Annotated in this window: 27 protein-coding genes; 23 read left to right on the top strand and 4 right to left on the bottom strand. The window is 61.3% G+C overall.

Features of this window, described 5'->3' with window-relative positions; all coding sequences use genetic code 11:
* Positions 1-53 precede the first annotated feature (53 nt).
* The 21 genes from AC1RAD_RS07695 (at position 54) to AC1RAD_RS07795 (ending at position 19,543) form a co-directional block, all read left to right on the top strand.
* On the top strand, positions 54-476 hold the full coding sequence (locus AC1RAD_RS07695; RefSeq protein ID WP_492734378.1) for a terminase: 423 nt from the start codon (positions 54-56) through the stop codon (positions 474-476).
* The gene (locus tag AC1RAD_RS07700) at positions 473-1,861 is read left to right on the top strand and encodes a hypothetical protein (RefSeq protein WP_492734379.1); all 1,389 of its coding nucleotides are present in this window, start codon (positions 473-475) and stop codon (positions 1,859-1,861) included. The genes AC1RAD_RS07695 and AC1RAD_RS07700 overlap by 4 nt, the downstream gene beginning before the upstream one ends.
* A gap of 3 nt (positions 1,862-1,864) precedes the next feature.
* The gene (locus AC1RAD_RS07705) at positions 1,865-4,057 is read left to right on the top strand and encodes a portal protein (protein ID WP_492734380.1); all 2,193 of its coding nucleotides are present in this window, start codon (positions 1,865-1,867) and stop codon (positions 4,055-4,057) included.
* Entirely contained in the window at positions 4,054-4,299 is a 246-nt protein-coding gene (locus tag AC1RAD_RS07710; protein ID WP_492734381.1) for a hypothetical protein, read from the top strand. The genes AC1RAD_RS07705 and AC1RAD_RS07710 overlap by 4 nt, the downstream gene beginning before the upstream one ends.
* A 42-nt stretch (positions 4,300-4,341) precedes the next feature.
* Positions 4,342-5,124, top strand: a complete 783-nt coding sequence (locus tag AC1RAD_RS07715) for a hypothetical protein (protein WP_492734383.1) — start codon at positions 4,342-4,344, stop codon at positions 5,122-5,124.
* A gap of 18 nt (positions 5,125-5,142) precedes the next feature.
* The gene (locus AC1RAD_RS07720) at positions 5,143-6,138 is read left to right on the top strand and encodes a N4-gp56 family major capsid protein (RefSeq protein ID WP_492734384.1); all 996 of its coding nucleotides are present in this window, start codon (positions 5,143-5,145) and stop codon (positions 6,136-6,138) included.
* A gap of 15 nt (positions 6,139-6,153) precedes the next feature.
* Positions 6,154-6,480 carry a hypothetical protein gene (locus AC1RAD_RS07725; RefSeq protein ID WP_492734385.1) on the top strand — a complete coding sequence of 109 codons (327 nt, stop codon included), beginning with the start codon at positions 6,154-6,156 and terminating at the stop codon, positions 6,478-6,480.
* A 66-nt stretch (positions 6,481-6,546) separates the two neighbouring features.
* On the top strand, positions 6,547-6,831 hold the full coding sequence (locus AC1RAD_RS07730; protein WP_492734386.1) for a hypothetical protein: 285 nt from the start codon (positions 6,547-6,549) through the stop codon (positions 6,829-6,831).
* An 11-nt stretch (positions 6,832-6,842) separates the two neighbouring features.
* Positions 6,843-8,372, top strand: a complete 1,530-nt coding sequence (locus AC1RAD_RS07735) for an SGNH/GDSL hydrolase family protein (RefSeq protein ID WP_492734387.1) — start codon at positions 6,843-6,845, stop codon at positions 8,370-8,372.
* Between the two features lie 7 nt (positions 8,373-8,379).
* Complete coding sequence (locus AC1RAD_RS07740; RefSeq protein ID WP_492734388.1) at positions 8,380-9,144, top strand: hypothetical protein; 765 nt, start codon at positions 8,380-8,382, stop codon at positions 9,142-9,144.
* A gap of 3 nt (positions 9,145-9,147) precedes the next feature.
* The gene (locus AC1RAD_RS07745) at positions 9,148-9,858 is read left to right on the top strand and encodes a phage adaptor protein (RefSeq protein WP_492734389.1); all 711 of its coding nucleotides are present in this window, start codon (positions 9,148-9,150) and stop codon (positions 9,856-9,858) included.
* Positions 9,849-11,249, top strand: a complete 1,401-nt coding sequence (locus tag AC1RAD_RS07750) for a packaged DNA stabilization protein (RefSeq protein ID WP_492734390.1) — start codon at positions 9,849-9,851, stop codon at positions 11,247-11,249. The genes AC1RAD_RS07745 and AC1RAD_RS07750 overlap by 10 nt, the downstream gene beginning before the upstream one ends.
* Positions 11,249-11,500, top strand: coding sequence for a hypothetical protein (locus AC1RAD_RS07755; protein ID WP_492734391.1), 252 nt, complete (start codon positions 11,249-11,251; stop codon positions 11,498-11,500). Before AC1RAD_RS07750 ends, AC1RAD_RS07755 begins: the two co-directional genes overlap by 1 nt.
* Positions 11,497-11,988: a hypothetical protein gene (locus tag AC1RAD_RS07760; protein ID WP_492734392.1), complete on the top strand. Its 492-nt coding sequence runs from the start codon at positions 11,497-11,499 to the stop codon at positions 11,986-11,988. Before AC1RAD_RS07755 ends, AC1RAD_RS07760 begins: the two co-directional genes overlap by 4 nt.
* Positions 11,985-13,196, top strand: coding sequence for a hypothetical protein (locus AC1RAD_RS07765; protein ID WP_492734393.1), 1,212 nt, complete (start codon positions 11,985-11,987; stop codon positions 13,194-13,196). Before AC1RAD_RS07760 ends, AC1RAD_RS07765 begins: the two co-directional genes overlap by 4 nt.
* Positions 13,197-13,199: 3 nt before the next feature.
* Positions 13,200-14,459 carry a hypothetical protein gene (locus tag AC1RAD_RS07770; RefSeq protein WP_492734394.1) on the top strand — a complete coding sequence of 420 codons (1,260 nt, stop codon included), beginning with the start codon at positions 13,200-13,202 and terminating at the stop codon, positions 14,457-14,459.
* Positions 14,459-16,777: a glucosaminidase domain-containing protein gene (locus tag AC1RAD_RS07775; RefSeq protein ID WP_492734395.1), complete on the top strand. Its 2,319-nt coding sequence runs from the start codon at positions 14,459-14,461 to the stop codon at positions 16,775-16,777. The genes AC1RAD_RS07770 and AC1RAD_RS07775 overlap by 1 nt, the downstream gene beginning before the upstream one ends.
* Before the next feature lie 142 nt (positions 16,778-16,919).
* Positions 16,920-18,257: a hypothetical protein gene (locus tag AC1RAD_RS07780; RefSeq protein ID WP_492734396.1), complete on the top strand. Its 1,338-nt coding sequence runs from the start codon at positions 16,920-16,922 to the stop codon at positions 18,255-18,257.
* On the top strand, positions 18,257-18,550 hold the full coding sequence (locus AC1RAD_RS07785; RefSeq protein ID WP_492734398.1) for a hypothetical protein: 294 nt from the start codon (positions 18,257-18,259) through the stop codon (positions 18,548-18,550). Before AC1RAD_RS07780 ends, AC1RAD_RS07785 begins: the two co-directional genes overlap by 1 nt.
* Positions 18,547-19,011 carry a lysozyme gene (locus AC1RAD_RS07790; protein WP_492734399.1) on the top strand — a complete coding sequence of 155 codons (465 nt, stop codon included), beginning with the start codon at positions 18,547-18,549 and terminating at the stop codon, positions 19,009-19,011. Before AC1RAD_RS07785 ends, AC1RAD_RS07790 begins: the two co-directional genes overlap by 4 nt.
* Positions 19,012-19,078: 67 nt before the next feature.
* On the top strand, positions 19,079-19,543 hold the full coding sequence (locus AC1RAD_RS07795; RefSeq protein ID WP_492734400.1) for a hypothetical protein: 465 nt from the start codon (positions 19,079-19,081) through the stop codon (positions 19,541-19,543).
* A gap of 47 nt (positions 19,544-19,590) precedes the next feature.
* Here the strand turns inward: AC1RAD_RS07795 and AC1RAD_RS07800 are convergent, their stop codons facing one another.
* Complete coding sequence (locus AC1RAD_RS07800; protein ID WP_492734401.1) at positions 19,591-19,884, bottom strand: hypothetical protein; 294 nt, start codon at positions 19,882-19,884, stop codon at positions 19,591-19,593.
* Between the two features lie 192 nt (positions 19,885-20,076).
* On the opposite strand from AC1RAD_RS07800, the gene AC1RAD_RS07805 reads away from it, so the two are divergent.
* The gene (locus AC1RAD_RS07805; RefSeq protein ID WP_492734403.1) at positions 20,077-20,382 is read left to right on the top strand and encodes an arsenate reductase/protein-tyrosine-phosphatase family protein; all 306 of its coding nucleotides are present in this window, start codon (positions 20,077-20,079) and stop codon (positions 20,380-20,382) included.
* Complete coding sequence (locus AC1RAD_RS07810; protein WP_492734404.1) at positions 20,306-20,491, top strand: arsenate reductase/protein-tyrosine-phosphatase family protein; 186 nt, start codon at positions 20,306-20,308, stop codon at positions 20,489-20,491. Before AC1RAD_RS07805 ends, AC1RAD_RS07810 begins: the two co-directional genes overlap by 77 nt.
* Before the next feature lie 18 nt (positions 20,492-20,509).
* On the opposite strand, the gene AC1RAD_RS07815 is transcribed toward AC1RAD_RS07810, so the two are convergent.
* The 3 genes from AC1RAD_RS07815 to AC1RAD_RS07825 are packed head-to-tail and all read right to left on the bottom strand — an operon-like array spanning position 20,510 to position 23,620.
* A complete protein-coding gene (locus tag AC1RAD_RS07815; protein ID WP_307584612.1) occupies positions 20,510-20,956 on the bottom strand; it encodes an acyl-CoA thioesterase in 447 nt (148 codons plus the stop codon).
* Positions 20,957-20,976: 20 nt separating this feature from the next.
* Positions 20,977-21,966: a Bug family tripartite tricarboxylate transporter substrate binding protein gene (locus tag AC1RAD_RS07820; protein WP_492734406.1), complete on the bottom strand. Its 990-nt coding sequence runs from the start codon at positions 21,964-21,966 to the stop codon at positions 20,977-20,979.
* Positions 21,967-21,997: 31 nt separating this feature from the next.
* A complete protein-coding gene (locus tag AC1RAD_RS07825) occupies positions 21,998-23,620 on the bottom strand; it encodes an indolepyruvate oxidoreductase subunit beta family protein (protein ID WP_492734407.1) in 1,623 nt (540 codons plus the stop codon).
* Positions 23,621-23,625 lie beyond the last annotated feature (5 nt).

Consider the following 23,625-nt stretch of genomic DNA (forward strand, 5'->3'; position numbering starts at 1 on the left):
CTTTTTCATTTCAACCATCGAATTAGCCGCAAGGCCTCGAAGGAGTATTCATCATGGCCGCAGGCCGACCATCCAAGTTCAAGCCCGAGTTCGTCGCCCAGGCAGAGAAGCTGTGCAAGCTCGGTGCAACCGACATTGAGATGGCCGACTTCTTCGCCGTTGATGTGCGTACCTTGTACCGGTGGAAAGGGGAGAACGCCAAATTTTGTCAGGCCCTAAAGGCTGGCAAGGAAGAGGCCGACGACCGGGTAGAGCGAAGCCTGTTCGCAAGGGCTAACGGCTACGAGCATGAAGAGGTGGATATCCGTGTGGTCGCTAATGCGATTGTGCAAACGCCGATCCGCAAGTACTACCCGCCCGACACAACGGCGGCCATCTTCTGGCTGAAGAACCGTAAGCCCAAGGATTGGCGAGACAAGATGGAGCAAGAACATTCCGGCTCCGTCAATGTGACTGTCCGCAAGCTGACGCAATGACCGAGATCATTCTTCCAGCTCACGGCTGGGAGCCGCGTCCGTACCAGATGAATGCATGGGCGGCTCTGGAGAGTGGTGTAAAGAGGTTGGCGCTAGCGTGGCATAGGCGGGCAGGCAAGGATGATGTCTGCTTACATTGGACTGCCACTGCTTCCATGGAGCGTGTTGGTCCGTACTGGCACATGCTGCCGCTTGCCAACCAGGCGCGCAAAGCCATCTGGGATGCTGTGAACCCGAGGACGGGACGCAGGCGCATTGACGACGCGTTTCCGGCTGAGATCCGTGAATCGACCCGAGAGAACGACATGTTCATCCGTTTCAAGAACGGATCAACGTGGCAGGTTGTTGGCTCCGACAACTACAACAGCTTGGTTGGGTCCCCGCCAGTGGGGATTGTGTTCAGCGAGTACGCATTGGCCGACCCCGCCGCATGGGCGATGCTGCGCCCCATCTTGGCGGAGAACGGCGGGTGGGCGCTGTTCATCAGCACCACGCGGGGGCGAAACCACTTCCACAAATTGGTTGAGTATGCAAAGAAGGCCGACGACTGGTACGGCGAGACGCTGACAGTCGAGGATACAGGCGCTATCTCGATGGACTCCATCGAAAAGGAGCGCAGAGAGCTTGAGGCGGAGCGCGGCAAGGAAGAAGCAAAAGCCATCATCGATCAGGAGTACTACTGCGATGCAGACGCTTCTATCCCTGGCGCGTACTACGGCTCTCATATGTCGAAGGCGCTAAAAGAAAAGCGAATCGGCTTGTTCCCATGGATTCCGAATGAGCCTGTCGGAACGGCTTGGGACTTGGGGACGGGCGATAGCACTGTGGTCTGGTGCTTCCAACAACCCACAAGCGGGCGGGTTCGCATCATCGATTGCATTTCAGGGTCAGGCGTTGGCATCGACTGGTACGCCAAGAAGCTAGCCGCCCGACCTTACGTTTTTGCAGATCACATCTGGCCTCATGACGGCGGCCACAGGAACATTCGAGACGTCAACGACGCGACTCTCAAGGTCACAGCGGAATCGTTGGGGATCAGGCCTTTGCGAGTGCTGGATAGGGATGCAAGCGTTGAGCATGGCATTCAAGCGGTGCGGGACATGCTGCCGTTATGCGAGTTCAACGAGATCCCGCTGCCTTTTGATGATGAGACACCAGAACAGGCCGAGCAACGAATGACGAGAGCTTTAGATGCGCTGAAGCAATACCGGCGCATCTGGGACGAGAAGCTACAGCGCTTCAGCGACACGCCATTGCATGACTGGGCAAGTGACTTCGCGGACGGGTTCCGCTATCTAGCCCGTGGCCGTAGGCCATTCCCGAGCAAGGACTTCGGTCCGCCAATCGAACAACAGCTACCAGATCAAGACGGACTCTACTTCTAACCTATGGCCGACACGCTCCAAGAAACCACATCGCTAGGCTTGCTGCTTGAGCAACGCCTTGTCGATTGGGAGAACGCTCGCAAGCCGCAGGAACTGAAGCTGCTGGAGTGCTACCAGGACGTCCTCCGCATCCCGCGCGACGACGACACCAGCGGCACAGGTGCTGCACGCTCGCGCAAGGCCAAGGGGCTGTTCATCGGCTCCACGCGCAACAAGGTGCGTGCAGCCCGGGCAAAGATCACGGATGCGCTTTTTGGCAGCGGCCAGATGCCGTTCGACACCACGCCGACCAACGAGAAGCTTGCACCCTTTGCCGACGTGATGGAAGACATCATCACCGAGCAGATGGAGCGCGGGCACATGAAGGAGCTGCTGAAGACTGGCGTGAACACGCTGGCGACCTACGGCACCGGCTTTGTGTTCGGCCCGTTCGTGCGCAAGGAAGTCATCACCGAGACGCTGGCGACGGATGAGGGCCTGACCGAAGAGAAGTTCGAGTTCGACCTTCCTTACTTCGAGCTCGGCAACACGCTGGATGTGTATCCGGACCCGGAAGCCCGCGAGGTAGCAAGCGGCCTCGGCGTGTTCTGGGTCACGATGGAGAGCCCGACAACGGTAGCCGCCTGGAAGAGCGACAAGAGCTACAAGAACGTCGAGATGGCGATGATCGGCCCGGGCGACCGTGGCAATGAGACTGGCTCGGAGCGGGCTTCGCAGATGCGCGGCAACGTTCAGTACTGGTTCAAAAACGACCGCATCAAGGTTGCGCGCTTCTTCGGCAAGGTGCCCGCATCGACCTTTGATGCGTGGTCGAAGAGCGTTGATGCAAGCGAAACGATGCTGGCCACCGAGACTGAAGAGCGCCAGATGGGCGACATGGTGGACGCGATCATCATCATGGCTGGTGGTGTCGTCGTGAAGGCGGTGGAGAACCCCTACAGCGGCAAGAGCCCGGCCCATCGCTGTCTCTATGAGGCTGTCGAGCACGAGATGTGGGGTGTTGGCGTCGCCGAGAACAATGCGCCTCACCAGAAGGTCACGAACGCAGCCTTCCGCCTGTTCATGGAAGGCAAGGGAATGGCCCTTCTTGGGACGATGGCGGTTGATCGCTCGGCCTTTGCTGTGACCGAGGACTTCCGCAAGTACCCCGGCAAGGTCTACCAGTTCAAGCCAGGCCTATCGCCCGAGCAGAAGCAGGCAGCTATCCAGATGCATGTCGAGCCAGACATCACTGGTGGCTGGATTGATGTGATCCGCATGTCTGAGCAGTTCTCGGACGATGACACTGGCATCACCAAGTACACGCAGGGCGACGACTCGCGCAACCTGAACAAGACTGCTTCGGGCATCTCCATGATCATGTCGGCGAGCTCGCTCCCGATGAAAGAGGTGATCCAGAACATCGATTCGATGTGGATTGAGCCTATCGTTGAGTGCTACATCGACTGGAATCTCAAGTACCTGACGCCTGAGACGGTGCAGAAGATCCACGGCGACGAAGCAGCCCAACTCTGGGCGCAGATCAAGGAATTCGGCAAGTCGTCCTTCATGGACTGGCAAGCCACCGGCACGGCCTCGTTCATGCAAAAGGAAGTGCTGACGAACAAGATCCGCGCCTTCTCGGAGTTCGCGCTTGGCAACCCCGTCACCGCGCCGCTGATCGATGCGAAAGAACTCTTGCGCCAGACTTGGGAAGTGATGGAGATCGGCAAGGAGTCGCCCATCCTGGACGACAAGGAAGGCGGCGACATCCCCGAGCCGATGAAGCAGCGAATGATGCAGGTTGCCGAGCAAATGGAGCAGATGGGGCAAGAGCTCCAGAAGACCCAGCAAGACCTGCAGAAGGCTCAGCATAAGTCCGAGGAAGAGTCATTCAAGCGCATGAAGGCCGAGATCGACGCGGACAAGGCCAATGCACTGCTTGCCATCGAGAAGGCTAAGGACAGCGCTGTAGCTGCTGCGCCTGGCATGGATCAGACCGCGCTCACCGACATGGTGAACCAGGCCGTTGCGATGGCGCTGGCTCACATGATGGAGCAACAGCCCCCGCAGCCTGAGCCGGCGCCTGAAGAGCTCGGGCCACCTGAGCAGATGCCGCCAGATCCTGCGATGCCTCCGCAAGATGAGATTTCCCCGAACGAACCGCCTCCTGAAGGCGGTTTTTCTTTGGGCGAACCACCTGTTGAGCCGCAATGAGCGCGGTACGGATTTCCTACATCACCGACTGGCTGGAGCGCACCAAGACCGCGTGGCCGCTGGTGGTGGCTGAGATCGACGCGAAGGTCGGCGAGCTCACTGTGCAGCTCATCAACAACGACAACGAACAGACGCGTGGCCGCATCAAGGCGCTGCGCGACATGAAGGAATTGCCAGAAACGCTCCTGTCGGAGCTTGAAGGCATGCGCGCCCCACTATCCGAAGAGGACGGGGCAGGTTGACGGAAGACGGACTACCCGCAAGGGCCCGAAGGAGCAAATTCGATGCAAGTGAATGACGAGCAATACCAGAAGGAGTACGACGAGGCAGCAGCAAAGCTCGAAGCGGATGCGCAAGCAACTACCGCACGAGGCGCTGACGGCAAGTTCACGAAGGTAGAGACGCCTGAGAAGGCTGTCGAGCCCGAGAACAAGCCGGTGGCTGAAGAGCCCAAGGCCGAAGAGCCGGACCCAATCAAGGTTCTCGAAGAGCGCGTAGCAAAGGCCGAAAAGATCGCCAAGGACAACCAAGCCTGGGCGACCAAGTTGGCGCAAGAGCGTGCGCAGGAACGTCGAGAGCGTGAAGCAGCAGAGCGCGAGGCAAACAAGCCAGCTATTTTGGATGCGAATCCGGAATTGGCCGATGCGATCCGCTTCGTTGCGAAAGATCCGACTCCGCGACATCAGGAAGAGCAGAAGGCGCAGGAATGGCAGGCAGCTATCGAGAAGGTCCACCCGGGCATCTTCGATGTGTCTATCGATCCTGAGCTGGAGAAGGCGATCAAGGCGCGTTTCGACGCACTTGGCCCTGATGTCAATGACCCGCTGGTAGCGATTCGTGAAATCACTGCAGAAAAACTGGCTTTCACAGAGCAACAGGTTGGCAAGCGATTCGCTGCCGAAGTTGCGAAGCAAGCCAAGGTGTCCGCTATGGCCGTTCCAGGTGCTGGCGCTGGTGGAGGCTCCACAAGAGTCGCCCCGGACGATCAACTGGCAATGGCCGAGCGGATGAAAAACATGTCCGACGCCGAGTTCGCCAAAGAGGTGAAGCGCGTCAAGGGCTTCTAGCCCTACAGAAGGAATCCAATGACCAACGTTACCAACCTCGCCGTTCTGCCTCCGGGCGTACAGGCGTACTACGACCGCAACCTGCTGACCCGCGCTCAGCCGAACGACGTGCATGGCCGCTACGGCCAGAAGCGCCCCGTTCCGAAGAACAGCGGAAACCAGATCAAGTTCCGCCGCTACTCGCAGCTCGCCGCCGCGACGACCGCGCTTGTCGAAGGTGTCACGCCTTCCGGCTCGGCTCTGTCCGTGACCGACATCACCTCCACGCTGCAGCAATACGGCGACTACGTGACGCTGACCGACCTCGTTTCGATGACGAACCAGGACCCGGTTGTGACCGAAGCGACCGACGTGCTCGGCGACCAGGCCGGCACGACCATCGACATCGTGCGCCGTGACGTGCTGGTGGCCGGCTCCAACGTGGCCTATGCCTCGGGTGTTGCCGACCGTCTGTCGCTGGTCAACAAGCTGACCGGCCCCGATCTGGACAAGGCAATCCGGTTCCTCAAGAACCAGAACGCCAAGTACATGAAGGAAGGCATCGGGGCCTCGGAGAAGATCGGCACGAGCTCGGTCCGCAAGGCGTTCATCGGCATCGTCCACCCTGACGTGGAATTCGATCTGGAAGCGATCACGGGCTACAAGTCGGTTTCCGACTACGGCTCGCAGGAAGGCCTGATCGAAGACGAAATCGGCGCGTACAAGAACATCCGCTTCGTGTCGTCCACGAACGCGAAGATCTGGACCAACGCCACCACGGCCACGACTGCAGGCTACAAGGCTACTGGCGGCGGCTCGAACGACGTGTACGCCACTCTGATCATCGCCGCAGAAGCCTACGGCCTTTCCCCGCTGTCCGGCGAGTCGATGAACACCTACGTCAAGCCTCTGGGCTCGGCTGGTGCTGCTGACCCGCTGAACCAGCGTTCGACCGTGGGCTGGAAGGCAACGACCATCACCACGATCCTCAACCAGGCCTGGATGCTGCGTCTTGAGTCGCTGGCTTCGGTCTAAGCAAGGAGAAACACCATGGCACTGACCACCAACACGCAAACCGCCAGCGGCGGCGTCGTCAACCACAAGACCGGCATCGTCGTCACCGACGCAGGCGCTGCAGCTGACACCACGTTCACGCTCGGCTTCACGCCGCGCGTCGTGCGCTTCCACAACGTCACCGACCGCATCAGCGACGAATGGCTCGTGGGCATGGCTGCGGCCAGCTCGATTCACACCGTCGCTGCTGGCACTCGCACCCTGGAGACGACCAACGGCGTCACGGTGTCGGGCGCTGGCTTCATGGTGAAGGCCGCGACGATCCTGGCATCCAAGACGTTCGCCTGGGAAGCCATCGGCTGACCTGAACGTCCATCAACCGCAACGAGGCCCGGCTAACCCCCGGGCCTTTTTCATTGGAGAAGAGAAATGCCCCGTGGCGTACCCAACACCCCCCAAGCCGAAGCCCAAGAGGCCCCGGTGAAGAAAGAGCTCAAGAAGTACCGCATCACCTTCCACGGTGAAGGCGGCGACATCGAGGTTGGTCACAACTTCAAGCTCAATCTCTACAAGCGCAACGTCGAAACCATCATCGATGAGAACTACCTAGACGTGGTGAAGCATTCCGTCATCACGACGCAAGTGCAGGAATCGGACGGCAAGTGGAAAGCCGTATCCATCCCGACCTTCCAATACACCGCTGAGCCGATCTGAGGCCATAGGTCATGCAGAAGTACCAGAACAACATCACAGCGCGCAACGGCGATGCAGTAGTCGGCATCGTGGTGCTGATCACCTTCACGGGGACTGCTACTCCTGTAACGATCTATTCAGACAACAGCGGCACGACGACACCTAACCCTGTAGAGACAGACGCTAACGGGTACTTCGAGTTCTATGCTGCTGATGGCAGATACGACATTTATGTGGGCGGGAAACTGGCATACACGGATGTTTTGCTCGCCGATTCCGTAGTTGCAGCAGAGGAAGTTTTTGCTGCGAGAGATGAAGTCCTACCCGCAGCCGCCCAAGCGGTTGCAGCTGCCACTACAGCGACAGAGCAAGCCGGCATCAGCACGACCAAGGCGGGGGAGGCTGCAGCCAGCGCCCAGGCATCCAGCGATGCAAAGGATTTGGCAATTGATGCTGCAGTCGATGCGCAAGCGGCGGCAGGAGCTGGTTTCTTCGAACTGCTATCTGATGCAGTAGCCACCGAGCCGCAACCACTTGGAACTCGCGCAGTAGTCTACGGGGACCCAGTGCCGGCGAACAACGGCTACTACACGTCAGACGCGACTGTCTTTGTGAAGGATGTGCTTCAACCCGCATCTTCGGCGGACATGCTGACGCTGCAAGGTCTTGTCGCCCCAAGCAACGTGTCCACTGCTGACGCGCTGACCCTAACAGATGATTCGGGATGGATTCACAGCCGCATCAAGGTTGATGGAGGCTTGGTGACGCCGGCCTTCTCGCTGTTGCCAAGTGCGGTCACCGAGGGTTTCAAGGTTAGAGACAAATCGGGCTGGGTGATCTTCGACTCGCTCAAGGCTGCAGCTACGCAGGCGCCAAATTACTGGGCTGGCTTGCGTTGGCTTTTCATTGGAAATTCGATCACCAAGACCGGCGAGCCGTCCATAGGGAACTTCGGAACCGGCGTGCGCGCCAACTATCCAGTATTCCTGCAGACATTGATGCAGATGCAGGACCTAAAGAATTACGCGGAAAGCGGAGCGGCGTTTCGCCACCAAGGCCAAACAAGTTGGCAAATGATCGATTACCAGATTGCACAAGCCATCGCAAACGGCGAGACGCCAGATGTAATCGTCATCTCGGCGGGCACGAATGATGCCGTGACAGGTGGTAATTCGGTCTTCCTCGGAAGTTACGCGACGGCGATGGCAAAGAGCACCCTCGGCGCCCTCGATCTCACGCTGACTGCCGAGGCCATGAGGTGGGCTTTCTGGACGGTAAAGACCGCATGGCCGAATGCCAAGTGCTTCTATGCCAATCCACTGCAGCGAGCCGACTTCGAAACATCCGACAAGCAGCCACTGCTAGACCTTGCGTCGCAGATGGCCGGACGTTACGGATTCATCTTGATCGATGCCCATCACGAATCAGGGATCGTCAAAGACTTTGAGGTGAACGGAGGCGCTGGCCGATACCTCTCGGACGGCCTTCACCCCAATTCCGCTGGGCAAGAACTTCAAGCTCGGTATTACTCCAGCGTCATCAAAAACGCGTTCAACTACTGAGGTTGTCATGCCCCTTCTTATTCCTGTTGGCGATTACCAGAACGCTCCCGGTGTTGTTGACTTCGATCCGCCAGATACCGTTGGGCTCACGTACTGGGGGTTCTTTGGTTTCAGCTCGGCCTTCACCATTCGCAACCACGCTGGGGGTGATCTTTCTGCGGTGATCGGGTCGCCGGTCTATCACACGAACTACGCTACGTTCCTGCCTGGGTCGAATTCCCTACAGACCGCCGCGCCTCAGTCTGCGAGTCAGACGGTTATTGCGGTGGCTCGCCCAATCACGGACGACTACACGTACATCTGCAGTACGGAGACTGGCCCGGTCGTAACGCCGCCGCCCACGACCACGCGGGGGGCAACGTTGCGCTTCGAAGCCGGCGTTGCTGCTGACGGCAAGGTGAGCATTGCCTACAACCAAGCCATCAAGGATGGCAGCAATGTTGACCAGAACGCCGCCGCAACCAAAACGCTGGCGTCGAACGTGGGGTCGTGGTCGATCCTGTCGGGCCGGTGTGACTCGGCTACGGGCATTCGCACGGTCAAGGACTGGACGACCAATCAATCGGGGACGGCCACTTCGGCATTCCCTGTGAATCTGGGCTCTAACAAGTTCATCGTCGGCGGCAGCCCTGCGGCGAACTCGGCGTTGTATCAGCATGCGGTGGATATTGCGCTGTTTGCTGTCTACAACGTCGCCAAGTCGGATGTTGAGATTCAAGCCATCGTGTCAGCGATGCGCAGTTACTACGCTGATCGTTCAATCACGATCTGAACCATGCCCATCGTCATTGATTCCAGCTTGGACTGGTCGCTGACCACGATCAAGGTCATCCAAGGCGCGTTGCAGCTCTGCCAATCCATTGGTGTTGGCGAGAAGGTGGAAGACGAGGATGCGGACCTGTGCCTTGACGCGCTGAATGGCGTCATCAAGGAGCTTCCGAGCTACGGCTTCCAATGGCCACGCATCTCGAACACGCCTGTCGCCGTTGTGTGGACCATTGGGACGCCAAGCATCGTCACGCCGCCGACCGACTACTTCGGAGTGCCCCTGCTGAAGTACACAGATGCCTCCGGCTCAGCGCGTCCCCTGAAGCAAGTCCCCAAAGCTATCTGGGAGGCATACGACCTCACGAAGACGGCGGACTACCCGGAGGTGTTCTACGTCTCGCCTGATCTGAGCTTTCACCTGTACCCGGCGCCGACACAAGAGCCGGGACTGACGCTGAGCTATCAGTCGATCCTGCCGGACGTGATCCTTGCGGGGACGACGAACATCCAGCAGCAGTTCGTGAACAGCCTGCAGTACTTCCTTGCCGATGAGATCTCGCTGAAGTACGGCGTTGACCAGACGATCCGCGCGGAAATCTCCGCTCGTGCTGCACAGAAGAAGTTTCTGATGCTGCAATGGGCGACCGACCAGGCGCCGATCAACTTCACGGTCGATGACTGCGCCTATCCGCGCTCGGGGCCGCTGGAATGGCGCTGAGGCCTGTTCCTCTCTTCGGACTTGGCAACTTCGGCAAGTCGTACAACGTCGATGCGCAGAAGCGCACGAACCTGTACGCCGAGATCCAGAAGGACGGAGAGAAGGGCACTCTTACGCTCTATCCGACGCCCGGTCTGACGACGTTCGTCAACTTCGGTGCATATGCGAGCCGTGGGGCCTGGAAGAAGGACGACGTTCTCTACATCGTCAACCGCTTCACGCTGTGGCGCGTCACGAACGATGGGACGATGACCAACATCGGCACATTGCTCACGTCTGCCGGGCGGGTGGACATGTCGGACAACGGTACTCAGATCATCATCGTGGATGGCCCGAATGGGTACATCTACGACACGGGGACTTCGACGTTTGCGCAGATCACCGACCCGGATTTCCCGGGGGCAGACACGGTGACGTTCCTGAACCAGTACTTCATTGTTCAGAAGCCTGAATCTGGCCGCTTCTATGTTTCGGCGCCGCTTGATGGGTTGACTGGCTGGACCTCGCTGGATTTCGCAACAGCTGAGTCGAATCCGGACAACCTGATCCGAGTCATCGCAGACAACGGGCAGATTGTTCTGTTTGGCAGTGAAACGACAGAGTTCTGGAGCGATTCGGGGGCGCTTGATTTTCCGTTTGCTCGCGTAGGTGCTGCGGCGATTGAGTGGGGTCTTGCTGCGCGCTGGTCGCTGTGCAAGTTCATGGACTCGATGATCTTCTTGCGCAAGAACCGTCTCGGTGCTGTGCAGGTTTGCACCTTGTCTGGTTACAGCGCTGTTCCCGTGTCGAACCCTGAGATGGATTACATCTTCAGCCAGTACAGCGGCGTTTCCAACGCCACCGGCTTTGCGTACATGGTGAGCGGGCATCCGTTCTATCAGATCAGCTTCCCCTCGGCCAATGAGTCGTGGGTGTTCGATGGGCTTAGCCGTGAGTGGCATCGCGCCGAGTCGTCGGGCGGTCGCCACCGTGGCGAGATTCAGATCAATTTCCTGGATAGCTCGTATGTCACCGACTACGAGAACGGCAAGCTGTATCGCTTTGAAGACGGCATCTACACCGATGACGGCCAGTCCATTGCCCGCGAGCTCGTGTCTCGCCATCAATCGACCGGTGAATACACGTTCCTGTCGAAGCTCTGGATCGAGATGGAAGGCGGCGTTGGATTGCTGACAGGGCAGGGCTCTCAGCCGAAGCTGATGCTGCAGTACAGCAAGGACGGCGGCCATACATGGTCTGAAGAGATCTGGCGCGACATTGGTGCAATGGGCCAGTTCAAGTGCCGCTCGCTGTTCCTGCGTCTTGGCCGTGGCCGCGACTGGGTGTTTCGCCTTCGCGTCACTGACCCAGTGAAGACCGTGTTCATCGGTGCATGGGCGGAGTTCAACTGATGAAGTCCTACGACATCCCTGGCGGCCAGCCGTTCGATGCCTCCGGCAACTGGACCACGTCATGGGCCCAGTGGATCAGCCGCACGCATCGGGCAGCGTTGTCTGTTCAGCAAAGCGGCCCCACGGCAGATAGGCCCACGTCGCTCCTGTGGGTTGGCCGCTTCTACTACGACGAAGACCTAGGACTGCCCGTCTGGCTGCACTCGATCAACCCGATTGTTTGGCACGACGCTGCAGGCGCACCAGCATGAAGGTCAAGTATGGACAAGGCTTCGCGATGACGAGGCCGGGGGCGCTGCTCATCCTTGTGGATGGTGAAGTCACATTCAATGTGCCCGACCGTTCTCCGGCGGCCATTCGTAAGCAGATCCGCGCATGGACGCAAAGCCTTCTTGATCTGCCGGCTACCGAGCAGCGTGAGTTTGATGTGCAGCACACGCTGATTGACGGTGTTTACACGCGGACCTTGTTCATCCCGAAAGGCTCTCTTTTGGTTGGCAAGTTTCACCTTAAAGAGTGCGTGAACATCGTCGCGAAGGGCGACATCTCGGTGCTCACCGAGACGGGCATGGGGCGCTTCCAGGCGGGGCACGTCGCTGTGTCGAAGCCTGGCATTCAAAAGGTCGGCTACGCCCACCAGGACACGGTTTTTATCAACGTCTTCAGGACCGACGAAACCGACATCGAGAAGATCGAGGCGGAAGTCGCCACCACTGAATATCAGGAGGAATTGTCATGAGCGTTGCATGGGTCGGGGCGGGCATCGCCGCCGTTGGGACTGTTTCCCAGATGAGCGCATCGAAGAATGCGGCTTCAGCGCAGCAGGGTGGCTCTGACGCTGCCAATCAGGCCGCGATCATCGCTCAAGCGCTGATGCGCGAAGACCTGTCGCCTTGGACCAAGGCTGGCGGCGCCGCGCAGAACCTTCTGAGCCGGTATCTTGGCACTGGAAGCCCGAGCGGCGTCACATCGATGGGCCTGCAGACCGGATTGACGCCGGATCAAGTGCGACAACAGTTGATGAGTCGATACACCCGGCAATCGACGGCGGCCAATGCAGCGCCGATGTACCGAACGGGCGCAGATGCCGTTGCCGCATTGGGCGCTCAAGGTGCGCACGATTACTTCCAGCAGCAAGCCGCACGGAACGAGAACCCGGACAGGTCGTCGCTTTGGACTAGCCCAGACAGCCAGGCCAACGGCGCTTCGGCTGGCGCGATGGGCCCCGGCTCCACGATTGACGAAGAGGGCCTGAACGCCGCCATCGCCAAGTACTACGAAGAGCAGGACGCCCAGAACGCTGCCGCTGCCGCCGACCCAAGCTATGGCTCGCTCATGCGCGCCTACCGCAACGGTGAAGAATTCAGCTTCACCGGCAAAGACCTGCTGACGGACCCGGGCTACAAGTTCGGCCTCGATCAGGGAACGCAGGGAATCGAGCGCGGTCAGGCTGCACGAGGCAACTTCCTGTCTGGCGCTGCCATGAAGGAGCTCAATCGCTTCGGACAGGACTACGCCGGCACGAAGTTCAATGAGGGCTTCAGCCGCGCGCGTAGCACCTGGGATACGAACCTTGGTGCATACAACCAGAACCGCAACACGATCTACAGCTTCCTGACTGGCCAGTCCCAATTGGGGCAGAACTCGGCGGCGCAGGTTGGCGCTTCTGGCAACCAGACGGCGGCAACCGTTGGTGGCAACTTGACGGGGGCGGCCAACGCGGCAGCAGCTGGCGAAGTCGCCGGTAGCAATGCTCTGGTGTCGGGCGCGAACTCTCTGGTGAACGCCTTCCGTTCCAACTCAAATCCAAGCGGAGCGGCCAATTGGAATAGCTTGATCTCCAGCGGAGCAACGCCCTATGGAGCGAGCTCGACAAGCTTGAACGGACCAAGTGGATGGAACCCACCCGCAAACGTATTTGCAGGCACAAACGGGATGATTGGATAAGAAATGGCACTTGACCCCAGCATCATTTTGAACCTCGGCAAGGGCGTCACGCCTCTCCTGTCACAGGGGGAGATTGACGACCAGCGCATGCAGCGCGAGCTTGGAGGCCTGAAGCTGTCGCAGCTACGCCAGGGCATGCAGGACGACGCCGAGCAGCGCCGGATTGCGCAAGGCACCGCGCCCGAAGGGCTTGCGAGCGCCTACTACAAGGCCGGCCTTGTGAAGCCAGCGCAGGACGCCCTGAAGTTCCAGAACGAACAAAAGAAGTCCGGCCTTGAGACGATGAAGCTTCAGGTAGAGCAGCACTTGAAGAACTACGAGGTCGCTGGTCAGATCATGAACGGCGTCAGGGATCAGGCTACGTGGGAACGCGCGCGCCAACAGACGGCGCAGATCTTTGGCCCAGAGGCCGCCGCCCAGATGCCGGCCCAGTACGACCCGGCGTTGATTGAAGAGAAGCGGGCGCAGGCAATGAGTGTGAAGCAGCAACTGGAGCAGAAGTGGAAGGAGATGGAATACACCACTCCCAATGCAAATGCGAGGTTGCAAGCCCAGACCTCCGCAGCAAACAATGCCAACACTGTGGCCGCCACGACCCGTGGACAGGATTTGCGCGCATCCACTGCCGCAACGACTGCCGAGCAGAAGAAGGTTCTGAAGCCCCTGCCTGCTGCCGCCCTCAAGATGCAGCAGGAAGGGCTGGATGCCATCGGAACGGCGTCGAGCATCAATGCGGACCTCAGCGCAATCGAACAGCAAATCGGCAGCGGAAAGCTCAAGTTTGGCCCCATCTCGAATCTAGCGAACTCGGCCCTGAATGTCTCCGGAATGAGCACGGAAGAGAGCCGAAACTTCGCCTCGTTCAAGTCGAACCTCGAAAAGCTGCGCAACGACTCGCTGCGCCTGAACAAGGGCGTGCAGACCGATGGCGACGCCCAGCGCGCCTGGAACGAGCTCTTCCAGAACATCAACGATACCGAGGTTGTGAAGCAGCGCCTGGCCGAGATCAAGCGCATCAACGAACGTGCGGTGGAACTGCGCAAACTCGACATTGACAACGTGCGGATCAACTACGGCCACGACCCGATGGACACGAGCGCCTATGCCAAGCAGCCGGCAGCGCTGAACGGCGGGAAGGCTGGCGGCCTCGCTGGCTCGGCTCGAACCGTCACCATCGACGGCAATCAACTGCAGGCACGCCGGGCGCCGGACGGTAAGTTTTACGTCCAGCAGAACGGCAAATACTTCGAGGTGAAAGAGTAATGGCCGAGCTTGTAGCGGTTGACTTCGACCCGTTCAAGAAGTCCACGACGCCGAACGACTTTAGCGCGCGCTATGGCGCGGCTGCCGAGAAGGCGGGGAAGGCTCTTGGCGTTGATCCCGGCGTTGTTCTCGGTCAATGGGGCCTTGAAACCGGATGGGGCAAGAGCGTCATCCCCGGCACAAACAATCTCGGCAACATCAAGGACTTCGCTGGCGGTGGTGTGGCGGCCACGGACAACATGAATGGCAGTCGAGACAAATACCGTGCCTACGAGACGCCCGACCAGTTTGTCGATGACTATGTGAGCCTGATCCAGCGCAAGTATCCCAATGCGGTGAACGCCAAGACGCCCGAGGACTTCGCAAAGGCACTGAAAAGCGGCGGCTATGCCGAAGACCCTGGATACGTATCGAAGGTCACGACGGCGGCCAAGATGACGCCCGTCAAGGCGACGGCGGGGCCGACACTTGTTCCGGTGGACCACGACCCATTTGCGACTGCGCTGGCAAATCCCGAGGATTCGGCTGAGCCAGTCTCCGGAGGGGCTGCGTTCGGCGTCTATCCCAAGGCTCGGCGAGAGGCCAAAAACAACACCACTGACGCGCTCGGATCGGCCGTCAAAGGGGTCGCCAGCGGCTTTGCTGATGTCGGAAATACGATCATCAACAGCGGCACAAAATCCGCAGCAAGCGTCATTCCTTCGCAGCCGAACCTGCTGATCAACCCAGATGTTCAGCGGCCAGCATCAGGCATCACTAATATCGTGAGTGGACAGCCTCCGATGAGCCCTGCTGAGCAGAGCAATGCGGATCGCGCCCAAGGGCTGAAGGACTTCAACGAAGAGAACAAGGGGGCCATTTTTTCTGGCGGGCGACTTCTAGGGAACATCGCAGCTACCTATCCTGTAGGCGGAGCAATCGCCGCGCCAGTCAGAGCAGCTGGCGGCGCGCTTTCGTCATCCGCGCCGGCCATCGGAAACTCGCTCACGAAGTTCGGCAACGCCATTTCATCGGGCGGCATGAGGGTTGGAGGCGCCGCGCCAGCAACACTTGCCCAGGGGGCAGGAAATGCGTTGCTGCGGCTTGGCGGCGGTGCAATCAGCGGAGGTGCAACTGCAGGCATCATCAATCCAGACGATGCGGGGAAGGGGGCGCTCTATGGAATGGCAACCCCGGCTGTTGCGATGCTTGGCGCGCCAGTAGGCCGGGCAGTTGGAAATCGAATGGCAGCCAGAAGCGCTGAAGAAGCCCAGGCGTTCGCACGCAACGCTCCGCTCACGCAGACGCTGAAGGATGCGATTGCTGAAGGGTATGTGGTGACGCCATCCGCCGTAAATCCAACGCTTTACAACACTGTCAAAGAGAGTATGGCGGGCAAGATCGCCACAGCTCAAGTTGCATCAGTGCGCAATCAGGAGATCACGGACAAACTAGTTCGTCGCGCGCTCGGCCTGGCAGAGGACGCGCCCCTTAGCACCGAGGCTCTGAAGGCCTATCGCTCATCTCAAGTTCAGGCTGGTTATGACCCATTACGTCAACTTGGCACGATCAAGGCTGACCCGAAATTCTCCGCCGACTTGTCCGACGTAGTAAAAATGTACACGGGGAAGGGGACGATCCCCGCAGTACAGAAGACGGAAATCAACGATCTCGTGCGCGCTCATCAGTCGGGAGGGTTCGACTCAAGTGATGCAGTTGATGCGATCCGCATTCTTCGCGAGGACGCAGCTGATTCCTTCAGGAAGGGAGATTCGGCGATGGGGAAGGCTCAGCGGGCTGTGGCGAATGCCTATGAAAGCGCCCTTGAGCGATCGTTGCCAAAGGGTAGCGATACCCTAGAAAACTACCGATTGGCTCGCCAGAACATCGCCAAGAGTTTTTCTGTCGAGGATGCGCTGAAGGAGGGTACTGGGGCTGTCGATGCGCGAAAACTTGCTACTGCACTACAACAGGATGTGCCGCTGGAAGGTGATTTACTGACGGTTGCCCGTTTTGGCAGCGCCTTCCCCAAAGCCACACAGCCGCCTTCTATGGTGGCCGGTGCGGGGGTGCACAACCTGAAGGCATATGCATCGTCTGGAGGCGGAGTGCTGGGGACCGTGCTTGGCGGTCCTGTAGGCGGGGCGGCGATGGCAGCAGCCCCTTGGGTGGTTCCGCCAGTCATCCGTGCTCAGATGTTCTCGCAGCGTGCTCAGAACTCTTTGATTCCACGAGCACCTTCCGCTGGTGGAAACCGACTCCTGGAGTTCGCACGCAGCCCCGAAGTGCAGCAGCTCATTTACAAAGCAGCGCCCGTCGCAGCAACTCAATCGCCGTAATCGGTGTAGCCGCGATAGATCCCGTAGAGAACCGCTGCCACCCCTACGACAACCATCTTCCAAAACATGTAGTCGGTGAATTCCACCGGCAGATTTTAGCCACTAGCCACCTTCGGGTGGCTTTTTCATTTCAGGAGCCTGCATGGCATTTCTCGCCCCCCTTATCAATGAGCAGCAGGTAGATGTCAGCGGGAATCCGTTGTCGGGTGGAACTATTTGGGTGTACCTAGCTGATTCCAGCACTCCAGCCGCCACCTACAACGACCGCGACGGCCTGCCAGCGCATGCGAACTCGTTCCCGATCACGCTGAACACCCTAGGGGTGAACTCGCAGGGCGCGGTGTGGCTCGTTGGTGGGCAGGCGTACAAATTCGTCATCAAGGATGCTGATGGCGCGACCCAACGCACCATTGATTACGTCAGCGGCATCAACGACACGACCGTTGCGGCGGATCAATGGGTCGTCTACCAAGGCGTCCCCACCTACGTCAGCGCAACGTCGTTCACGGTTCCAGGAGATCAGACGCAGATTTTCCAGGTTGGTCGCCGGCTGAAGACCACGAACACGGGCGGCACGGCCTACGGCACGATTCTCTCCAGTACCTACAGCGCGCCCAACACGACGGTGACGGTTGGCAATAGCTCTGGCGTGCTGGATTCGGGACTTTCGGCTGTCTCCTACGGCGTCATTTCGCCATTGGATACCGCGCTGCCTGCAGTCTACCCGCAAGGCCGCAATCTGCTGGTGAACGGGAATTTCGCGATCAACCAGCGCGTCTACGCCAGCGGCGCAGCGACGGGCATTGCCAACCAAGTGACGCTGGATCGGTGGCGCGTGGTGACTTCGGGCCAGAACATCACGTTCGCCGCTGCAGCTCCAGATCGCGTGGTAACGGCTCCGGCTGGAGGGCTTGAGCAAATCATTGAAGCTGGATGGGTCGCAGGGGGCGTCTACGCGCTTTCTTGGACTGGCACGGCGACTGCGACAGTCAATGGTGTGTCCGTCACGAAAGGCTCGCAGACGGCATCGCTTCCCGCAAACACAGCGGTCACGGTTCGCTTCACTGGTGGCACTGTTGGTCTAGCCCAATTTGAGCCCACCTACGTCACGCCATTTGAGCGCCGTCCTCCCGGGGTTGAACTGGCACTTTGCCAGCGGGACTATCAGAAGAGCTACGCCATGGGCACGGCGCCGGGAACGACTACCCAAGTTGGCGCGTTTTTCGCAGCGGGCAACGTGGGCGCCGTCATCTCCGCCAACATCCGGCTATCCGTTCCTCTAAAGACAGCGGCGACGGTTCAGCTTTGGGATACCAACAGCAATGCGAATTCAGTGGTCAGCCTCGATTCTGGTGGCACTCCGTCAACTAGATCGGCATCGGCTTCCAATCAATCGGAATCGGCTTTCAACATCAACTCAGGATCACTGAGCAGTGACGTTGTCATCACTGGTCATTGGACTGCTGCGACGGGGCTGTGATGAGCAACGACACCCAACCCGGCGAGCTGCTTGAGGTCGTGAACAAGCGCTTGGACGACGGCGACGCCCGCATGGAGCGGATCGAAAAAGGGCTTGCTACCAACACAGAAGCTACGGCCCGGATCGAGTCCAACACCTCTGACTTGGTCGAGGCCTTCGCGAATCTCAAAGGTGCGTTCAAGGTGCTGAACTGGATCGGCAAGTTCGCCCGACCGCTCGGCTACATCGCTGGCGCCATTGCAGCGGTCGTTAGCCTGTATACCGCCTTCAAGGCTGGGACGAGCATCAAATGAGCGTCAAAACGAGGCTCATTGCCAAGATCGGCGCCGTTGCCGCTGCGTCTGCTGTCTCGCTGGTCGCCTACTTCGAGGGCTACGTGCCCACGGTCTACCGCGATCCGATTGGGCGGCTGGCGGTCTGCTACGGGCATGACGATCAATCCCTGAAGCCCGGTACGACCTACACGCGCGCCCAGTGCGAAACGATGCTGGCCGACGACCTAGCAAAGCATGCTGAGGCACTGAACTGCGTCAAGACGCCCATGACAGACGGCCAGAAGGCTGCTTTCGTGAGCTTTGCGTACAACGTCGGCGTATCAGGCTTTTGCGGCTCTACGCTGGTGCGCAAGGCCAACGCAGGCGACATGGCAGGAGCATGCGCCGAGTTGTCGCGCTGGGTGATGGCTGGCGGCAAGAAGTTGCCAGGCCTGGTGAATCGCCGCGCTGCCGAGCGTGAGCTGTGCGAGAAGCCATGACCAGGATCTGCTGCTTCTGCGGCTCGAAGGACCACGATACGCAGGATTGCAAGTGGAGGATCGCTCGATGACAGCGCTTCTTTCTCCGCGCGTCTGGATCGCCATAGCTCTTGCCGCAGCGCTGGCGTTCAGTCACTTCTTCGTCTACAGGGCAGGGGAGGCGAACGTCCGGGCCGACTTCGATGCGTACCAGATCGCCCAGACCAAAGCACTCCAACAAGCCGAAGCCAAATTCCGCGCAACGGAGCAGGAATGGCAAGCCGCAGCCAACCAGACCACGAAAGCCAAAGATGAAGCCATCCAGAACATCCGTGCTCGCCTTGACGATGCTGTTGGCAAGCTGCGCGACCGTCCCCAGCGTCCCGCCAGTGGCCCAGTGCCCGCGTCCCCCGGCAATTGCCCCAGTACAACCGGCGCCCAACTTCTCAGAGATGATGCAGAGTTTCTTGTCCGGCTCGCTTCCCGCGCTGACACCATCGCCGCCGAGCGTGACGCCTGCTACGCACTTCAAGCCAACCTACAGACTCGGTAGCTGGCCTAAATAGCCTAGTGCGGATAGCCGAGCGGGCCGGTGCGAATTCAGGCGATCCGGAGATGCCCGTCCGCGAAATCGCGCTGTATCGCCTCCCATGTTGCCTGCGCGAGCGGGCCCAGAGGTCGCTTCTCAAGCCACACATCGCCTCCTTTGGAATACAGCGTCTGGTAGGTCATGTCGTCTTCGTTCACGACGACCTTGTAGCCGGTGACGGTGTTCCTGAACTTGTGCTGAGCGCCGTCAGGATCGACCACAACGCTATCGGCCGCGCCGCCGCCTTGCGTGGGCACCATCTCTGCCAGGTAGCGTCCCGGCTGGACTGCATAGAAGATCTTCATGCTGAATCCTATTCTGAAATCATGCGGTAGAAACAGCGCTGTAAGTTGTTGATTTATATGGGCGTCAATGTCCGATATTTCCCTATCGCGTTGACCCCTAAAAACAGAGTTAAGTAGTTGTTTTAATTGAAGAATTTCGCTGTTTTATTTGTCTGCACCGGCAACATCTGTCGCTCGCCGACCGCGCACGCATTGCTGCTTCACAAGGCGCAGCGCGCGGGCTTCGCGGTGGAGGTCGACAGCGCCGCCATCTCCGACGAGGAGCGCGGCAATCCGCCCGACCCGCGCTCGGTGGCCGAGGCGCTGCGGCGCGGCATCGCGATGCCCGCGCACCGCGCACGCCAGGTGCATGTGGCCGACTTCGAGCGCTTCGACTGGCTCATCGGCATGACGCAGCAGCACTGCGCCGCATTGCGCCGCATTGCGCCGACGTGCGCCCGCCGATGCGGGGCGCAAGGTGCGCCTGCTCTCGGAGTTCGCCGATGCCATCGGCGGTGACGTGCCCGACCCGTGGTACGGCGGCCACCAAGCCTTCATCGAGGCCTTCGACCTGATCGACCTCGGCGTGGAAGGCCTGCTCGCGCAGCTGCGTCGCGACGCAGCCTGAGCCTGCAGGCGGTGTAGCTCAGCCCGTGCAGAGCGCGCGGATCGTCGGCGGAATCGGCACCGCGCGGATGCCGCCGCCTTCGCGCTTGGCGGCAAAGATCCGCACCTCTTCGCATTCGAGGATCAGGTCGTCGCCGCGCGTCACGCGGTAGGTCTGCACGAAGCTCTTGTCGCGCCATTCGGTGATGCGCACCGCGATGTGCAGCGTGTCGCCGTAGCTGGCTGCCTTGACGAAGCGCGTGTGTGTGTCGACCAGCGGCGTGCCGATCACGCCGAGCGTCTGGGCCGTTTCCTCCCAGCGCGGCACACCGCACTCGGCGAAGAAGTGGCGCGAGGCCGCGTCGATCCAGCGGAAGAAGTTGGGAAACCAGACGATGCCGGCCGGGTCGCAGTCGCCGAACTCGACGCGTGCGGTGTAGACGACTTCCTTGCCGGAAGCGTCGGTGGGAGAGGGAGTGCTGCTCATCCGTCGATTGTCCCGGCTGCTCAGTCGGCCTTGATGCCGCGCTCGCGGATGAGTGCGCCGAAGCGTTGCGAGTCGGCCGCCGCACGGCGCTGGAAGTCGGCCGGCGTGCCTGGCGCCGGCTCGCCGCCGATGGCCGCGATGCGCTCCTTTACCGCCGGCAGCGCGAGCGCGCGGTTGACCTGCGTGTTGAGCTGCGCCACCACCTCGGGCGGTGTGCCGGCCGGGGCGTAGAAGCCGAACACCGTGTCGGCGTCGAAGCCGCGCAGGCCGGCCTCGTCGAGCGTGGGCACGTCGGGGAACTGCGACGAGCGGCGCGGGCTGCCCACGGCCAGCAGCTTGAGCTTGCCGGCGCGCACCTGGTTCAGGGCAATGCCGGGGTCGAAGGCGTAGTCGATCTGGCCGGCCAGCAGATCCTGCAAGGCGGGCGCCGCGCCGCGGTACGGCACGTGCAGCGCGAACAGGCCGGCCTGGCTCTTGAACATCTCGCCCGCCAGGTGCGGCGAGCTGCCGTTGCCCGGCGAGCCGTACGAGAGCTTGCCGGGGTTGGCCTTGAGGTAGGCCATGAACGACTTCACGTCGGTCGGCGGCAGCGAAGGGCGCGTGACCAAAAACACCAGCACGCGCGCGGCCGCGGCCACGGGCACCAGGTCCTTGGCGGGGTCGAAGCTCATGCGTGCATACAGGTGCGGGTTCACCGACACCATGCCGCCCGAGCTCATGAGCAGCGTGTAGCCGTCGGCCGCCGCGCGCGCCACGGCCTCGCCGCCGACGTTGCCGTTGGCGCCGCCGCGGTTCTCGATCACCACGGGCTGCTTCAGCGCTTCCTGCAGCGGTTGCGAGACGGCGCGCGCGAGCTGGTCGGCCGCGCCGCCGGCCGGGAAGTTGACGATCACCTTGATGGGCTTGGACGGCCAGGTGTCGGCATGCACGGCGGGCGCGCACAGGGCGGTGCCGGCCAACGCGAGCGCCAGCAGCAGGCGGCGCGATGAAGCGGGGGTGGATGGGTTCATGGTTCTTTGTCTCCTCAGATCGTGGTCGTTGTCAGATCGTGGTCGTTGTCTTGGGCCGCTTCATCCAGCGGATGGGTTGCGCCTGCACCGGGCGCGGCGCGGCGCCGTGGCGCGTGAGCGCGGCGTCCAGCGCCTTGCCGCCTTCGTCCGCGAGTGCGGCCTCGCGGGCCGCGGCGATGGCCTCGGCGCGCGCGGCGGGTTGCAGCGTGGCACGGCCCGCGAGCTCGTCGATCACGTGCAGCAGGTTGTGCTTGCCGCGCTCGTTGGTGCTGCCGTAGCCCTTGATGAGCCGGCCGCACAACGCCAGCTCGCGGCCCAGCGCCCAGTGCGCGCGCGTGCCGGTCTCGACGGCGGCGAGCCAGCGCTCGATCAGCGCCTGCTCTTCGGCAAAGCGGCTGCCGCGCCGGCGCAGCCAGGTGAGCGAGGCCAGCAGCCGCAGTGAGGCCATGCCCAGCACCGAATGGCTGCCCACCTGCAGCGGCAGCGCCCACGGCGCGCGCCCGCGCGACTGGCGGCCACGGTCCCAGGCGGTCACGCGGCGCGCGAGCGACGGCGGGAGCAGCGCCGCGAACTCGGGCGCGCCGGGCTTGAAGTGGTCGAAGACCTTCACGAGGTCGTCGTCGCCTGCGCGCACTTCCTGGCGCACGCGCTGCGCGCGGCTGGCGCGACCCTTCAGCGCGGCGACGCGCACGATGTCGTCGAAGGCCATCCACAGCGCCAGCCAGCGCGCCATCTCGCGCGTGACCGCGAAGCCCTGCGCGCCCGACGGATCGGCGGCGCGCTCGGCCTCGAGCACCCGCGCGAGGCGCTCGGCGTACAGCGCGGCGTAGGCGCTGTCCTGGTAGTCGCGCACCCGCGCATGGCCGAGTGCCAGCATGTCGTGCACGGCCGGCGGAAAGCGGCGTGCCACGTCGTCGGGCAGGGCCTGCGGCGGCGGGGGCGCGTCGCGCGTGTCGTCGCCAGCCAGCACGCCCTGCACGAAGGCGGCCTGGGCGCGCGGCGCGCGCACGGCCTCGAAGGCGGCGGCAAAGCCGCGCAGGCTGGCGGCGGCCATCTTGCCGAGCTTGTCGGGCGCGGCCTCGTCGCCGCCGCGCACCGCGCGCTCGTAGGCCTCGCGCGGGAACGGGAACAGGCCGCTGCCCGCGATCGCGCCCAGCATCACGGCGCTGACCACCGTGCCGGCCTCGCGCGCCATGGCGCCCATGTCGAGCACGTGGTGCTCGCGGCTGAAGGCCTTGACCACGTCGAGCAGGCGCTGCGCGTCGGCGCGGCCGTCGCCGGGCACCATGCGTTCGGCCGTGGTGAGCACGCGCGCCGACGAGCTGATGACCAGCGTGCGCAGCGGCGCGCTCATGCCGTTGCCGATCTGGCGCGTGGTCTCCAGCAGCTCCGACGAGACGATCGCGTCGAGCGCGCCCGGCACCGGGCCCAGGCTGAACACCGGCCGCCGGCCGTCCAGCTGCGCCATCGGCACCGGGAACACTTCGAGGTAGTAGGTGGTGGCGCCGGTGCGCTGCGCCACGCCGGGGATCGACGTGCTCTGCGCCGCGTAGCCCGCGTGCCGTGCGGCGTCGACCAGCCATTCGGTGAGCACGCCGCCGCCTTCGCCGCCGAGGGCGCACACGAGCAGGGTGGTGGGACGGTTCTGTTCCATGTCTC

This window comes from Variovorax sp. GW823-FHT04B03, from assembly GCF_058796495.1.